This window comes from Quadrisphaera sp. INWT6 (assembly GCF_015390235.1).
Classification (GTDB): Bacteria; Actinomycetota; Actinomycetes; order Actinomycetales; family Quadrisphaeraceae; genus Quadrisphaera.
The window spans coordinates 250,062-265,173 of the sequence record NZ_VUOH01000005.1 but is presented as its reverse complement, the minus strand read 5'-3'; the positions used below and the strand labels follow the sequence as shown (position 1 = coordinate 265,173).

At 73.9% G+C, this 15,112-nt stretch carries 15 protein-coding genes; 11 read left to right on the top strand and 4 right to left on the bottom strand.

Features of this window, described 5'->3' with window-relative positions:
- Positions 1–63 precede the first annotated feature (63 nt).
- From F1641_RS23440 to F1641_RS16120, 10 genes are all read left to right on the top strand, one after another.
- Positions 64–1,644: a methyl-accepting chemotaxis protein gene (locus F1641_RS23440; RefSeq protein ID WP_309225655.1), complete on the top strand. Its 1,581-nt coding sequence runs from the start codon at positions 64–66 to the stop codon at positions 1,642–1,644.
- 46 nt (positions 1,645–1,690) lie between these two features.
- Positions 1,691–4,129, top strand: a complete 2,439-nt coding sequence (locus F1641_RS22550) for a chemotaxis protein CheA (RefSeq protein WP_194907295.1) — start codon at positions 1,691–1,693, stop codon at positions 4,127–4,129.
- A gap of 1 nt (position 4,130) precedes the next feature.
- Positions 4,131–4,604, top strand: coding sequence for a chemotaxis protein CheW (locus tag F1641_RS16155; protein ID WP_194907293.1), 474 nt, complete (start codon positions 4,131–4,133; stop codon positions 4,602–4,604).
- Positions 4,605–4,737: 133 nt separating this feature from the next.
- Entirely contained in the window at positions 4,738–5,712 is a 975-nt protein-coding gene (locus tag F1641_RS16150) for a hypothetical protein (protein ID WP_194907292.1), read from the top strand.
- A 152-nt stretch (positions 5,713–5,864) separates the two neighbouring features.
- Positions 5,865–7,067, top strand: coding sequence for a chemotaxis response regulator protein-glutamate methylesterase (locus F1641_RS16145; RefSeq protein WP_194907290.1), 1,203 nt, complete (start codon positions 5,865–5,867; stop codon positions 7,065–7,067).
- Complete coding sequence (locus F1641_RS16140; RefSeq protein WP_194907288.1) at positions 7,064–7,882, top strand: protein-glutamate O-methyltransferase CheR; 819 nt, start codon at positions 7,064–7,066, stop codon at positions 7,880–7,882. The genes F1641_RS16145 and F1641_RS16140 overlap by 4 nt, the downstream gene beginning before the upstream one ends.
- Before the next feature lie 25 nt (positions 7,883–7,907).
- Complete coding sequence (locus F1641_RS16135) at positions 7,908–8,288, top strand: response regulator (RefSeq protein ID WP_194907286.1); 381 nt, start codon at positions 7,908–7,910, stop codon at positions 8,286–8,288.
- Entirely contained in the window at positions 8,285–8,779 is a 495-nt protein-coding gene (locus tag F1641_RS16130) for a chemotaxis protein CheX (RefSeq protein WP_194907284.1), read from the top strand. The genes F1641_RS16135 and F1641_RS16130 overlap by 4 nt, the downstream gene beginning before the upstream one ends.
- Before the next feature lie 38 nt (positions 8,780–8,817).
- A complete protein-coding gene (locus F1641_RS16125) occupies positions 8,818–9,180 on the top strand; it encodes a response regulator (RefSeq protein WP_194907282.1) in 363 nt (120 codons plus the stop codon).
- Complete coding sequence (locus F1641_RS16120) at positions 9,180–9,662, top strand: hypothetical protein (RefSeq protein ID WP_194907279.1); 483 nt, start codon at positions 9,180–9,182, stop codon at positions 9,660–9,662. Before F1641_RS16125 ends, F1641_RS16120 begins: the two co-directional genes overlap by 1 nt.
- A gap of 573 nt (positions 9,663–10,235) precedes the next feature.
- Here the strand turns inward: F1641_RS16120 and F1641_RS16115 are convergent.
- The 4 genes from F1641_RS16115 to flgN form a co-directional block, all read right to left on the bottom strand.
- Positions 10,236–10,658, bottom strand: a complete 423-nt coding sequence (locus F1641_RS16115; protein ID WP_194907277.1) for a flagellar assembly protein FliW — start codon at positions 10,656–10,658, stop codon at positions 10,236–10,238.
- A 129-nt stretch (positions 10,659–10,787) separates the two neighbouring features.
- A complete protein-coding gene (gene flgL, locus F1641_RS16110; RefSeq protein WP_194907275.1) occupies positions 10,788–11,852 on the bottom strand; it encodes a flagellar hook-associated protein FlgL in 1,065 nt (354 codons plus the stop codon).
- Between the two features lie 4 nt (positions 11,853–11,856).
- Positions 11,857–13,455 carry a flagellar hook-associated protein FlgK gene (gene flgK / locus F1641_RS16105; RefSeq protein WP_194907273.1) on the bottom strand — a complete coding sequence of 533 codons (1,599 nt, stop codon included), beginning with the start codon at positions 13,453–13,455 and terminating at the stop codon, positions 11,857–11,859.
- A gap of 33 nt (positions 13,456–13,488) precedes the next feature.
- Positions 13,489–13,968, bottom strand: a complete 480-nt coding sequence (gene flgN, locus F1641_RS16100) for a flagellar export chaperone FlgN (protein ID WP_194907271.1) — start codon at positions 13,966–13,968, stop codon at positions 13,489–13,491.
- A 189-nt stretch (positions 13,969–14,157) separates the two neighbouring features.
- On the opposite strand from flgN, the gene F1641_RS16095 reads away from it, so the two are divergent.
- Complete coding sequence (locus F1641_RS16095; protein ID WP_206691320.1) at positions 14,158–15,105, top strand: sigma-70 family RNA polymerase sigma factor; 948 nt, start codon at positions 14,158–14,160, stop codon at positions 15,103–15,105.
- Positions 15,106–15,112: the final 7 nt, after the last annotated feature.

Genomic DNA, 15,112 nt, shown 5'->3' with positions numbered 1-15,112 from the left:
CGATGAGACCACTGCAGCCTTCCTCCGAGGGCGGTGCTCACCTTCCCCCCCCAGGAGCTCCCGGTGTCCCAGCGGTTCGCGGACCTCAAGATCACGTTCAAGCTCGGCGGCGTGCTGCTGCTGAGCACCCTGCTCGTGGCCACCGTCGTGCTCACGGCGGTGGTCCAGCTCGCCGGGGCCCAGGACCGCGGGCGGGCGATCGACAGCCAGCTCGAGTCCGTCTCGGCCCTCGGCGACGTCCGCGCGGGGATGCTGACCGTGCGCAGCGACGTGCTGCGCGTGGCGCTCGCGAGCGCTGACGACAAGCAGAGCACCGCCCAGGACCTCCAGACCGACGTCACCGCGCTCGACGCGGCGTGGACGGCGTACCAGGGCACCGCGCCGCGCGCCTCGGCGGCGCAGCGCACGGCGCTCTGGGACGCGGTCGGCGCCTGGGCCACCCTGCGCGACCAGTCCGTCGCCCTCGCCGTGGCCGGCGACACCGACGGCTACAACGAGCTGCGCAACAGCAAGGTCAGCCCTGCTGCCGACGCCGCCTTCGACGCCCTGGAGACGGTGAGGGCCGCCGAGGCGAAGGCCGCCGACGACCTCGTCGCCAGCGGGAACGCGGCGTACGCCCGCAGCCTGGCGCTCTTCATCACCGTCGCCGCGGTCGGCCTGGCCGTGGTCCTGGTCCTCGGCCTGGTGATCGGCCGCGGCATCACGCGCCCCCTGAGCCGGGTGCTGGACGTGGTGGAGGGCCTGGCCGACGGTCGCCTCGACCAGCGCACCGGCATCACCAGCGCCGACGAGGTCGGGCAGCTGGCGGCCGCCACCGACGCCTCGATCGAGCGGCTCTCCTCCGTGGTCCGCGACATCACCGCGAAGGCCGCCGGCGTCTCCGGCTCCTCCGAGCAGCTCACCGCCGTGTCCAGCCAGCTCGCCTCCGGCGCGGAGGAGTCCTCCGTGCAGGCGCAGCTCGTGGCCGCCGCCTCCGAGCAGATCTCCGCCTCGATGTCGACCATCGCCGCCGCCGGTGAGGAGATGACCTCCGCCATCGGCGAGATCGCCTCCTCCACCGCGACCGCCTCGCGCACCGCCGCTGACGCCGTCACCACCGCCGAGGCCGCCGCCGCCACCGTGGAGCGCCTGGGCACCTCGTCCCGCGAGATCGGCGACGTCGTGAAGCTGATCACCTCGATCGCCGAGCAGACCAACCTGCTGGCCCTGAACGCGACCATCGAGGCCGCCCGCGCCGGTGAGGCCGGCAAGGGCTTCGCCGTCGTCGCCGGTGAGGTCAAGGACCTCGCGGCGCAGACCGCGCGGGCCACCGACGAGATCGTCGCCCGGGTGCAGACCGCCCAGGCCGACGCCGCCGGGGCGCGCAGCGCGATCGAGCAGATCAGCGAGGTCATCTCCCGCATCGACGCGCTGCAGGCGACGGTCGCCTCGGCCGTGGAGGAGCAGTCGGCGACCACGGCGGAGATGGTCCGCTCGGTCACCGAGGTGTCCTCCGGGGCCCAGGAGATCAGCACGAACATCCAGGGCGTCGCCGCCGCAGCCGCCCAGACCACGTCCGGTGCGTCGCAGACCACCACCACCGCCGGCGAGCTGCTCACCACCGCTCGCGAGCTCCGCCAGGTCGTCTCCGCCTTCCGGCTCTGACGCCCGTCCGACCCAACGACTGAAGAACGAGCCGAGAGGAGCCGACATGGACGGCATGGACGACATCATCAGCGAGTTCCTGGTGGAGAGCTACGAGAACCTGGACCAGCTCGACCGCGACCTGGTCGCGCTCGAGCAGGCCCCGGGCTCCCGCGAGCTGCTCGCCAGCGTCTTCCGCACGATCCACACCATCAAGGGCACGAGCGGCTTCCTGGCGCTCAGCAAGCTCGAGAGCGTGGCGCACGTCGGCGAGAACCTGCTCGCCAAGCTGCGCGACGGCGTGATGGCGATGGACCCGGTCACCGCCGACGCGCTGCTCGCGATGGTCGACACCATCCGCGCCCTGCTCGGCAACCTCGAGCGCGACGGCGCCGAGGGCGACCTCGACGTCGACCCGACGGTCGCGCAGATCAAGGCCGTGCTGGACGGCACCGCGAAGGCCGCCGCCCCCGCCGCCCCCGCCGCCCCCGAGCCCGCCGTCGCGGCGGTCGCCGGGGTCGCGCCCGCGGCCGCGCCCGCCAAGCGCCGTCGCGCGGCGAAGCCCGCCGCCGCGAAGGCCGCTGCTCCGGCCCCCGCCGTCGCCGCCGCCCCCGCCCCGGCGGTCGAGGCGGTCGAGGAGCGCGCCGACGAGCACGACGCCGAGACCGTCGAGGACGCGCACGAGCCGGCTCCCGCCGCGGTCCCGGCCGCCGCTGCGGCCCCCGCGGCCGCTCCGGCCGCCCGCTCCGGCGCCGACACCGACACCCACCGCCGCAGCGCTGCGGACTCCTCGATCCGCGTCGACGTCGACGTGCTCGACGACCTGATGCGCCTCACCGGCGAGCTGGTCCTCGCGCGCAACCAGATCCTGCAGCAGGTGGGCTCGCTCACCGACGACCTCGACCTGACGCGCGCCGCCCAGCGGCTGAACCTCATCGCCGGTGAGCTGCAGGAGGGCGTCATGAAGACGCGCATGCAGCCCATCGACGCCCTGTGGGCCAAGCTGCCCCGCGTCGTCCGCGACCTCGGCGCCACCTGCGGCCGCCAGGTCCGCCTCGACATGGTCGGCCGCGAGACCGAGCTCGACCGCACCCTGCTCGAGGCCGTGAAGGACCCGCTGACGCACCTCGTGCGCAACGCCGTCGACCACGGCATCGAGGCCCCCGCCGACCGCGTCGCCGCCGGCAAGCCCCGCGAGGGCGTCCTGCGCCTCGCGGCCCGCCACGAGAGCGGCCAGGTCGTCGTGGAGGTCTCCGACGACGGCAAGGGCATCGACCCGGCCGTCATCGGCGCCTCCGCCGTCCGCAAGGGCGTCGTCACCCAGGCGGCGCTGGACCGCATGTCGCCGACCGACGTGCTGCAGCTGATCTTCGCCCCGGGCTTCTCCACCGCGGCCGCCGTCACCAACGTCTCCGGGCGCGGCGTCGGCATGGACGTGGTGAAGACCAACGTCGAGGCCATCGGCGGCACCATCGAGGTGGAGTCGGTGACCGGCAAGGGCACCACCTGCCGCCTCCGCATCCCGCTGACCCTGGCGATCATGCCGGCCCTCACGGTCACATGCGGCGGTGAGCGCTACGCCGTCCCGCAGGTCAACCTGCAGGAGCTCGTGGCCCTCGACGTCGACGCCGACCCGGGCCTGGTGGAGGACGTCGGCGGCGCGCCGGTCTACCGCCTGCGCGGCGAGCTGCTGCCGCTGGTGCACCTCTCCGAGGTCATGGGCGTCAAGAGCGAGGCCGCCGCCGGCCGCCTCACCGTCGCCGTCCTGGCCTCCGAGGGCCGCCGCTTCGGCCTCGTGGTCGACCGCGTGCTGAACACCGAGGAGATCGTCGTCAAGGCGCTGGGCAACCAGCTGAAGTCGGTCGGCCTGTTCTCCGGGGCGACCATCCTGGGCGACGGCGCCGTGGCGCTGATCCTCGACGTGCAGGCCCTGGCCCGCCGCGCCCTGCGCTCCCTGGCCGCCGAGCGCCTGGACCTGTCCGGCGGCGCGCACCGCGACGGTGACTCCACCGGCACCGGCGAGCGCCTGCTCGTCGCCGGCATCGGCGGCTCCGGCGAGGTCAAGCGCCAGATCGCCATCCCGCTCGACATGGTCACGCGCCTGGAGCGCGTGCCGGCCTCGACCGTGGAGGTGGTGGGCTCGCGCGAGGTGGTCCAGTACCGCGGCGAGATCCTGCCGATCATCCGCCTCGACCGGTACCTCGGCGCCTACGCCGACGCCACCCGCACCGACCTGGAGGTCGTCGTCTACGCCGACCAGCGCCAGGGCGGCCGCAGCGTGGCCATCGTGGTCGAGGAGATCGTCGACGTCGTCGACGCCAGCACGGTCGTCCACTCCGACATCGACGACCACGGCCTGCTCGGCTCGGCCGTCATCGGCGACCGCGTCACCGAGATGCTCGACGTCCGCGCGGCGATCCTGTCCGCCGACCCGTCGTTCTTCTCCCACATCGAGGCGGACCTCGCCCTCGCCGACCAGCACGCCTCGACCCTGACGGAGGTCTGACATGACCGCGACGACGACGGCCGTGGCCAGCCGCAAGGCGGCCGCCGCGGCGGTGCCCACCACCCAGCTGCTCACGTTCGAGCTGGCCGACCACCTCTACGGCATCGAGGTCGACCAGGTGCAGGAGGTGCTCCGCAGCCAGAAGGTCACGCGGGTGCCCCTGCACACCGACGCGATCGCCGGGCTGATCAACCTGCGCGGCGAGGTCGTCACGGCGATCGACCTGCGGGCGCGCCTGTCGCTGCCGGCGCGGCCGGAGGGCCAGGACGCGGTGAACATCGTGGTCCGCCTGCGGGGCGAGTCGATCAGCCTGCTGGTCGACTCCATCGCCGACGTGCTGGAGGTCGACGACCGCTCCTTCGAGCCGGTCCCCGACACCCTGGACGGCGACGTCCGCGACCTGCTGCGCGGCGCCTACAAGACGCAGGGCCGCCTGCTCCTGGCGCTCGACGTCGACCGCGCCGTCACCGGCTGACGCCCCTGCGGCCGGTCCGCATCGACGACACCCCGCTCACCCTCCGTTACGACGGACGGGTGAGCGGGGTTCGCCGTCCCTCTGCACGACCGGCACCCTGGGTGGTCCGACCACCACCCCGAGCGAGGTCCCCGTGCCGTACACCCTGACCAGCGCCGCCACGCTCGGCTACGACCTCGTCCGCCTCCCGGGCGGGCGCCAGGTGGCCGGCGTCCTCGTCTCCGCGCTGCGCAGCGGGCCGGCGGAGTGGGCCCTGCTGGCGGCCCACCACCCCCTGCGCACCTCCGACCCGGCCGCGGACCCCTTCCTCGCCGCCGAGGACTCCGCGCGCGCCCGCGAGCTGGCCGAGACCGCGCCCCGGCTCTCCCAGACCACCGGCGCCCCCGCCGCGGCGGACGGCCCCGGGGCCGCGGGGGGCGGGGCGCCCACCTCCGTGGCCGCCCTCGCCGAGCAGCTGCGCACCTCGATGGTCGGCAGCGCCTCCGCCCTCGAGCGCCTGGTGCGCCACGAGGCGCTGGACGCCGGGGCCACCGAGCCGAGCGCGCTCCCCGACCTCGACGACCCCGCCCGCGTCGACCGCGCCCTGGCCGCCGACGTGCTCGCCGACGCCGCCGTCGCCGCCTACGCCGCCCGCCAGCTGCCCCGCGCGCTGCGCCGCCGGCTCGCCGAGCCCTACGAGCGCGCCGTCGCCGGGTCCGTCCCGGGCACTTTCGACCTCGCGCCCGACCCGCGGACCCCCTGGGGAACCCCGCTGCGCTCCCTGCTCGCTGCGCTGCGCGACCTCGACGCCCCCGGGCGCGAGCGCTGGCGCCGCGCCGTCGACGCCACCCGCGCCGACCGCCGCCCGTGGGCCGCGACGATGCACGACGCGTGCTGGGCGGCGCACGCCTCCGGGCGCGTGCCGGCCGCGGCCGCGGCGCAGCTCCTCGCCGTCCAGGCCTTCGCCGACGCCGGCTTCGACGCCGGTGACGGCGCCACGGGCGTCTGGAACGCCGTCAGCGGCTGCGTCCAGGGCCTGGTGGTGGCCGACCTGCTGGGGGAGGACGCGCTCGCCGTCCTCACCGAGCCCTGGGCGCTGGCCACGGGCGAGGGGCTCCTCGCGAGCTGACCCCGGACTGACCCCGGACTGACCCGAACGGGGCCTTCCGGGGCTCTGATCGACTGACGGGGCTCCCGGGCTCAACCCGGGGCCCCCACCCACCGATCCAGAGAGTGCGGCTGCGCCAGGGGGCGCGCTGCACGACAGGTCGGGAGGTCCGGGTGGATCCGGTCAGGGTGCTGGTGGTCGACGACTCCGTCGTCGTCCGCAAGATCGTCACGGACTGCCTGTCCGGTGACCCGCAGGTCCAGGTAGTCGGCACCGCCTCCAACGGGCGCCTCGCGCAGGGCAAGATCGCCGCGCTGAGGCCCGACATCGTCACGATGGACATCGAGATGCCGGAGATGAACGGCATCGAGGCGGTCCGGGAGATCCGGAAGACCGACCGCCGCCTGCCGATCATCATGTTCAGCACCCTCACCGAGCGCGGCGCGTCCGCGACGATGGAGGCGCTGACCGCCGGGGCGTCCGACTACGTCACCAAGCCCGCCAACGTGGGCAGCGTGCAGGCCTCGATGGCGCAGGTGCGCGAGCAGCTGCTGCCCAAGCTCCTGGCCCTCACCGGCCGCCAGCCCACGCCGGCCTCGGCCGCCGCGTCGCCGCGCCTCGCGGCCGCCGCCGCGCACGCCGCCCCCGCACCGCCCACGCCGCGCACCGGGCCGGTCCGCAGCCCCGCCGTGCTGGTCATCGGCTCGTCGACCGGCGGCCCCGAGGCGCTGTCGAGCTTCCTCCCGCGCCTGCCGGCCTCCTTCCCGCTGCCGGTGCTGCTGGTGCAGCACATGCCGCCCCTGTTCACCACGCACTTCGCCACCCGCCTCGACAAGCTCTGCGCCCTGCAGGTCGTCGAGGCGACGGCCGGGTCGGTCCTCCGTCCCGGCACCGCCCACCTGGCGCCCGGGGACTGGCACCTCAGCGTCACCCACCAGAACCGGGAGCGACGGACAGTGCTGACGCAGTCACCACCCGAGAACTTCTGCCGACCGGCGGTCGACCCGCTGTTCCGCTCCGCCGTCGAGGCGTTCGACGGCGCCGTCCTGGCCGTCGTCCTCACGGGCATGGGGTCGGACGGCAAGCTCGGCGCCCAGGCCGTGCGCGCCGCCGGCGGGTACGTCATCGCCCAGGACAAGGCCACCTCGGTGGTCTGGGGGATGCCGGGCGCCGTCGCCACCGCCGGCCACGCCGACGAGGTGCTCCCGCTGGACGCCGTCGCCGACGCCGTCATGAAGCGCGTGCCCCGCACCGGCGTCCCCGCCCCCTCCGCTCCGCCCGCCGGTGCCTTCGCCGCCGCCGCCGCGCGCTCGGGCCTGGCCTCGGGCCTGGCCTCGGGCCTGGCCTCGGGCCTGGCCTCGGGGGTGGCCCGATGAGCCTCGCCGCCGCCGACTTCAGCTACGTGGCCGACCTGGTGCGCCGCGAGAGCGCCATCGTGCTCAGCCCCGGCAAGGAGTACCTCGTCGAGGCGCGCCTGCTGCCCGTCGCGCGCCGCTCCGGCGACGCCGGTGTGGCGCAGCTGGTGGAGCGCTCGCGCCGCCGTCCCGACAAGGCGACCACCCAGTCGATCGTCGAGGCGCTCACCACCAACGAGACCTCCTGGTACCGCGACGGGGACCCGTTCTCCCAGCTCGGCACCAGCGTCTTCCCGCAGCTGCTCGCGCAGCGCAGCCCCGGGGAGAAGATCCGGGTCTGGTCGGCGGCGTGCTCCAGCGGCCAGGAGCCGTACACGATCGGCATGATCGCCTCCGAGGTCGTCCCGGCCGGGACGTCGCGGGTGGCCATCACCGCCACGGACCTCTCCCAGGAGATGGTCGACCGCACGAAGGCCGGTCGCTTCAGCCAGCTCGAGGTCAACCGCGGTCTGCCCGCCCCGATGCTCGTGCGCCACTTCACCCGCGCCGGCACCGAGTGGGAGGTGTCCCCGGCCCTGCGGTCGATGGTCACCACCAGCACGCTCAACCTCGCGCAGCCGTACCCGCGGATGGGCCCGTTCGACGTGGTCTTCCTGCGGAACGTGCTCATCTACTTCGACGTCCCCACCAAGCAGGACATCCTCCGCAAGGTGCGCGCCCAGATGCGCCCCGACGGCTGGCTGTTCCTGGGGGCCGCGGAGACCACCCTCGGGGTCGACCCGGGGTGGGAGCGCGTCGCGCTCGGCCGCACCTCCGCCTACCGACCCATCGCCTGACCCACCGAACGAGAGGGAGACAGAAGTGCACGCTCTGGTGATCGACGACTCCCGTGCCATGCGGCGGATCGTCGGGGGGATCCTCGAGGACCTCGGCTACGAGATCACGCAGGCCGGCGACGGCCAGGAGGCCCTCGACAAGCTCGAGGCGGGCTTCGTGCCCGACCTCGCCTGCATCGACTGGAACATGCCCGTCATGGACGGCCTGAGCTTCGTCAACGCCGTCCGTGAGAACCCCGAGTGGCGCGACGTGACGCTCATGATGGTGACCACGGAGAGCGAGCACGGCCAGATCGTGCGCGCCCTCGCCGCGGGCGCCCACGAGTACCTCATCAAGCCGTTCACCCCCGACGCCCTGCGCGACAAGCTGTCGCTGCTGGGCCTGGTCCCGGTGGAGGTGCCGTGAGCGAGCTGCTGAGCGCGCCGGTCGACGGGATCTCCGGCGCCACCGCGGCGGAGCTGCTGCCCGAGGAGACCGTCCGCGCCATCGCCGACGAGATCTGGGCGTCGTTCATCGGGGAGGACGAGGTCCTCGTCCCCCTCGACGGCGAGCTGCCCGCCGCGACCGTCAGCGCCTGGGTCGGCATCGACGGCCCCTGGCGCGGACGGGTCGTCCTGACGACGTCCGCGAGCGCCGCCGAGGAGCTCACCCGCGCCCTGCTGCGCGGCCGCGCCCCGGCCGTGCTGGACGCCGAGGACGTCGAGGACGGCTTCGGCGAGCTCGCCAACGTCCTCGGCGGCGGCCTCAAGGCCCTGCTGCCCGAGGCGTCGTCCCTGACGCTGCCCATGGTCGGCGCCCAGCCCCCCGCCAGCGGCCCGGACGAGCACCTCGTCTCGAGCCTGTGGCGCGGCGAGCGCGTCGACGTCGTCGTCTGCAGCGTCCCGCTGCCGCACTGACCCACCCCCCCGAACCCCTCGATCGAGGAAGGAAGCCCGTGAAGATCCTCGTCGCCGACGACAGCCGCGTCATGCGGCAGATCGTCATCCGCACCCTGCGCCAGGCCGGGTACGACTCCCACGAGGTGGTCGAGGCCGAGAACGGCCGCGAGGCCCTGGAGAAGGTCGCCTCCGAGGCCCCCGACCTGGTCCTGTCGGACTGGAACATGCCCGAGATGACCGGCATCGAGTGCCTGCGGGCGCTGCGCGCCTCCGGCTCGCAGGTGCCCTTCGGGTTCGTCACCTCCGAGGGCTCCGACGACATGCGCTCCACCGCCTCGGCGGCCGGTGCGCTGTTCCTCATCGCCAAGCCGTTCACCTCGGAGACCTTCGAGGACCACCTGGCCCCGGTGATCGGCTGATGAGCACCGCCACCACGCCGCTGCCGGCCGCCAAGGACGTCAAGGACCTCTTCGAGGGCCTCCTCGGCAAGAGCTGCGAGTTCCACGAGGGCGGCACGCTCGACGCTGCCGGCAAGAACCTCGTGGCCACCTACGTCGACGACACGACAGTCCTGCGGGCGCTCGTGGCCATCGACCTCCCGCTGGCCGTCTTCACCGGCGCCGCCATCGGCCTGATGCCCCCCGGCGGGGCCCAGGACCTGGTCGCCGACGGCGAGCTGCCCAAGAACCACCGCGACAACGCCGCCGAGGTGCTCAACATCATGGCGTCGCTGTTCAACACCCCGGGCGCCCCGCACCTGCGGCTCTACACCCACCACGCACCGGGGGAGGGGCTGGCCGGCGACGTGTCGGCGAACCTCGCCAAGCGCGGCGGCCGCGTCGACTACTCGGTCGAGGTCAAGGGCTACGGCAAGGGCGCCCTGGCGGTCGTCCTGGTCTGACCCCTCGGCGGCTCGCTGCCGCACGACGACGGAGGGCCGGCTCCCCTGGTGGGGGCCGGCCCTCCGTCGTCGTCCCGCCCGGGGTGCTGCTCCGCCCCCTCTCCGCATGGCGCAGGGTGGCCCCGCGCCAGCAGGACTGGTGCAGGGCCACCCTGCGCCATTCGGGGACTGGTGCAGACCCCCCCAGCGGGGGCCACCCGCCCCGCTCGACGACGACGGGCGCTGGCTCGTCACTGCCCCGACGCAGGTCTTGGCGATCGGTGGGTCGAGGGCGGCCGGGGAGGCCACCGATCGCCAAGACCTGCAGACACCCAGGTGAGTCCCGAGGCCGATGACGGCACGGGCGCACATCGAACCGGCGTTCCGCACCGGCGTGAGCACCCACGCGCACGCGGAACGCCGAGGTCGACGCACGAGGCAGCCGGGCCCAGCACTCCGGGCGACGACGACGGGCGCTGGCTCGTCACCGCTCTGCAGCTGACAGCGGCGGGCACCCGCAGACGCGCCGAGGCCGGCGCCCCTCGTCGGGAGCGCCGGCCTCGGCGGGTGGAGCGGAGTGCGGGAGAGCGGACCTCAGGCGGCCAGGGGCTGGCGCAGCGGGTAGCTGCTGCCCGTGAGCACCACCTGCGCGGCGGTGCCGGTGGCGGGGTTCACCAGGATCGGGGCGAGCAGGTTGATCGTCGACTCCTCCAGCGAGGCGCCGGGGCTGACGACGACGAACAGCTGGCCCTCCTCGCCCGGGGCCAGGCCCACGGCGGCGCGGGAGACGCCGTCCAGGGTGGGGGCGTAGCCCTCGACCACCGCGGCCGGGTCGAGCACGAGCAGGCGCACGGCGGCGTCCTCGAGGCTCTCCAGCGACAGCAGCGGGCTGTCCGGGTCGAGCTCGACCAGCGCGAAGCGGCTCAGGTGCTCCAGCCCCAGCAGCGGCGCGGCGAACCTGACCTCGGGGAGGTCGGTCAGCTCGGCGGCGACGGCGGGCTGCGTCTCGCTGTCCATCACGATCACGGTACTGCTCACGAGGCTCCTCGGGGTGGTCAGCGCCGTCCGTGGCAAGGGGAGTGGGGTCGTCGTGGGCGGCGCCCGCGGGCGCCGGGTGCTCCGGCCCCTCGCGGGGCCGGAGCCGGGTCAGCGGATGAAGTCCATGAGGCTGGTGTTCAGCACCTTGGACGTCACCTGGAGCGCGGCCTTGTAGGCGGTCTCCTGCAGGGACATCTGGATCATCACCGCCGGCAGGTCGACGTCCTCGACCTTCGACAGCTGGTCGGTCAGCTCGTACTTGTTCGACTGCGCGATCTCCATCGCGTGGTCGATCCGGTTGGTGCGGGCACCGACGTCGGCCAGGCCCTCGAGCACCTTGCCCATCGCCGTGTCGAGGCGGCCCAGCAGGGTGCTGAGGCGCTGCTCCTTGGCGACGGGCACCAGCGGGGTCGCGGACTGGTCGACCGCGATGTCGGTGCCGGCGTCCTTCGGCGTCTTGATCTCGTCGCTGATCTGTCGCAGCAGGGAGAAGACCGACTGGCTCGCGGCGGTGCCGTTGCCGACGACGTCCGCCCCGAAGACATCGGCGCCGTTGGTGTCCACGCGGACCGAGCTCTGGGCGTCGATCTGCCGGAGGACGGGCGTGTTGGTGCCCTTCGGGTTCGTCGCGTCGGCGACCAGCCCCGTCTTGGCCCAGGTGTACTGCGCCGGCGCGTAGGTCACGGCGGGCGGGGTGCCCGGACCGGTGACCGCCGCCGTCGTCATGGTCACGGCGTAGCTCTCGCCGGCGGTGCCCGCGAAGATGCTGCGGCCCTGGTACTGGGTGTTGGCCAGTGAGAGGACCGTCGCCGCGATGCCGTCGAGCTCCACCGAGGTGGCCGTGCGCGTCCCGTCGGTGACGTAGCCCTCGTTGAGGGCGCCGACCACGAGGGTGCGCGCGGCGCGGAGCTGGGAGCTGACCGTCTGCAGGGCGGTGTCCTGGGCGTTGAGCCAGCTCAGGCCGTCCTGTCCCTGCACCTGGTACTGGTCGTTGAGACGCAGCTGCTGGCGCACGGCGAGGCTGGAGACGGTGCCGGCGGGGTCGTCCGACGGCTTGGTGATCTTCTTGCCGCTGGAGATCTGCGCCTGCAGCAGGCCCATCGTCGCCAGGTTGCCCTGCAGGCGCGCCAGCGACGACTCCTGGATGGACCGGTGGGTCACGCGCTCGGTCATCGGGTCACCTCCCCACGAGTCCGGTCTTGTTGATCAGGGTGTCGAGCATCTCGTCGACCGCGGTCAGCACCCGGGCCGCGCCCTGGTAGGCGCGCTGGGCGGCGATGAGGTCGGCGCTCTCCTCGTCGAGCGAGACGCCGGCGGCGCCCTGCTGGTCGGCGATGGAGGAGGTCAGGACCGCCTGGGCGGCGCTCGTGCGGGCCTCCGCGGAGCTGCTGCGCGCGCCGAGGTCGGAGACGTAGCTGGCCCACATGCGGTCCGGCGGGTCCATGCGGTCGGCGGCGACCGAGCTGGTCGGGTCGGCCTTGCTCGTGCTGATCGCGGCGATCCTGACGGCGACGGACCCGTCCTTGGCGCCGTTGGCGGCCATGCCCAGCACCAGCGCGTTCCCGGTGACCGACTCGCCGAGGGCGATGCTCCCGGCGGTGATGCGGTCGGTGAAGGGGCTGGGGGTGTTGCTCGTGAACAGGTCGGTCCCGTGCACGGTGGTGGCGGTCAGCGCCGTCGCGTCGGCCACCACGGTCTTCCCGTTGCCGTCTATGCCGCCCACGGTCTTCTGCAGGGCGTTGACCTTGGCGGCGAGGCTGGTGGCGACGGCGTCGTAGTCGCGCGAGGCCTTCGGGAGCGTCTTGCTCAGCGCCTCCACCTGGCCGGCCAGCTTGCCGCTGAGCGGGGTCGCGGTGTTGTCGCCGACCTTGACGGTGATGGTGCCCTTGGCGACGAGCGCCTGGTACGCGGTGACCTGGGCGGACGTCAGGGAGGACGCGCTGGGCCCCGCCAGGGCCTCGGCGGCCAGCTGGCCGTTCACCACGTCGCTCATGGTGTTCGGGTCCTCGCTGACCGTCAGCTCGTTGGCGAGGTTGCCCTGCACCAGCAGCCCGCCGCCGAGGTAGAGGTCGACCTGGCCGTTGCGGCCCGCCTGCGTCGTCGCGCCCGTGAGCTCGACGATGCGCGTGACCAGCTGGTCGCGCTTGTCCATCAGCTCGTTGGGGGCGCCGCCCGTCGTCGTCGCCTTCTGGATCTGCTCGTTCAGCACCGCGACGCTGCTCGCCATCGAGTTGACCGAGTCGACGTCGGCGCCGACCTGGGTGCGGGTGGTCGACCACTGCTGGTCGACGGTGTTCCAGGCCGCGTTGAGGGTGGCGACGACGTTCCGCGCGGCACCCAGCACCGACTGGCGCGCGGCTCCGTCGGCGTTGGTGGAGCCGACCTTGGTGGCGGCGTCGGCGTACGCGGCCCACATCTTGTTGAGCTGCGTGGCGAGGCCGGCGTCGCTCGGCTCCTGCGTGAGCGCCTCGAGGTCGCTCAGGGTGGCTGCGCGCTCCTGCTGGAGGGCGTGGTCACCGGTCTGGACGTTGACCCGGGCCGACTGCACGGCGTCGAAGGCGCGGCTGATGCCGACGATGCGGACGCCGCCACCGGTCACGGGGTTGCCGGTGAGCATGCCCGAGCCGCCGGGGGCGTTCAGCATCTCCAGGTCGGCGCGCTGGCGCGTGTACCCGGGGGTGTTGACGTTGGCGACGTTCTGCCCGATGACGTCCATCGCGCTGCGGTGCGCGCGCAGAGCCGTCACCGAGGCGTTGATGCCGGAGAAGGTGCTCATGGTCTCGTCCTCGGGGTCTTCAGGGTGGGAGCGTCAGAGCGCTCGGTCGAAGAGGTGCGCGGGCGCCGGCGAGGTGGTGCGGCCGGTGGGGGCGTAGGTCTCGAGCGAGCCGGTCAGGCTCAGCAGCGTCTCGCGGGTGTTGCGGGCCGCCAGGGCCAGCACCTCGCGGTTGTGGGCGGCGACGCGGGCGATCTCGGTGGTGAGCTCGAGCAGCGCGTCGCGGTGCGACGTGAGGATGGAGGCCCAGGGGCCGTCGGAGGCGGTGGCCAGGTCCTTCAGGGACGACGACGGCGGCATCCCGATCGAGGCGGCGTACCCGTCGACCTCGACGCTGCGGAGCAGCTCGGTCTCGCGCAGCTGGTCGACGACGAGCTGCACCTCGTGGGAGGCGTGCGCCACCCACCGGGTGCCCCCGCTGGTGAGGATGAGCCTCTCCTCCTCCAGCTTGAACAGGAGCAGCTCCAGCTGCTCGCGCTCGCGCCACAGCACGTTGGAGACCTCGGCGACGCCCACGCGCCCTCCTCTACGGTGCTCGACCCCACCACGGTGGTGCGGTCCATCACGCTGTCCATCGACAGGCGCCGCGGGCTGCTGAGGAGAAGCTGCGAGGAGAACGGCCGCCGGTGCCGCTGTCCTGAGCGCGACCGGGGGGGACCACCCGCTCGGCTCAAGCCGACACGCCGCCCTGCCGACACATCTTGCGTGACCGCCTCGACGTCATCGCCCTCCTCCCGGACGCCGCTCTCGCGCAGCGCCGTGGAGGAGCTCGTGACCTCCCACCTGCCGATCGTCGGCTACCAGGTGAACGAGATGCTCGTGCGCCTCCCGGGCCACGTGCTGCGCGACGACCTGGTCTCCGCCGGCATGGCGGCCCTCGCCGCCGCGGCGACGGGCTTCGACGCCTCGACCGGTGTCCCCTTCGCCCGCTATGCCACGCTGCGCATCCGCGGCGCGCTGCTCGACGAGCTGCGCGGCATGGACTGGGCGCCCCGCGGGGCCCGCGCCAAGGCGCGGGCGATGGAGGGCGTCGAGGAGCGGCTCACCACCGAGCTGGGCCGCAAGCCCTCCCGCGACGAGCTCGCCGCCGCCATGGGCGTCGCGCCCGAGGAGGTCGACGCCGTCAAGGGCGACGTGCAGCGCGCCGTCGTCAGCATCGACGCCTACGACGGCACCCTCGCCGACGTCCTGCCCCAGACCGGCCCCGGCCCGGAGGAGGCGCTGCTCCAGAACGAGCAGATCCGCTACCTCAAGGCCGCCGTGAACGCCCTGCCCGAGCGGCTGCGCGTGGTGGTCGCCGGTCTGTACCTCGAGGACCGCTCCGTGGCCGACATGGCCGCCGAGCTCGGCGTCACCGAGTCGCGCATCAGCCAGCTCCGGACCGAGGCCCTCGGCCTGATGCGCGACGGCATGAACGCCTCGCTGGAGCCGTCTCTCGTGAGCTCGGTCGAGCGCCCCGGTGGCGTGGTCGACCGGCGCCGCCAGGCGTACTTCGCGGCTGTGGCCGCGCACGCCTCGACGGGGCCGACGGCTTCGGCGGTGGTGGCCGCTGACGCTCTGCTGCCTTCGGCCGCTCCGGTGGCCCTGACGACGACGGCGGGCGCTGGCTCGCTCCCGGCGCAGCGCCAGACCGGCTGGGCCCACCTCGCCTGAGGCGCCC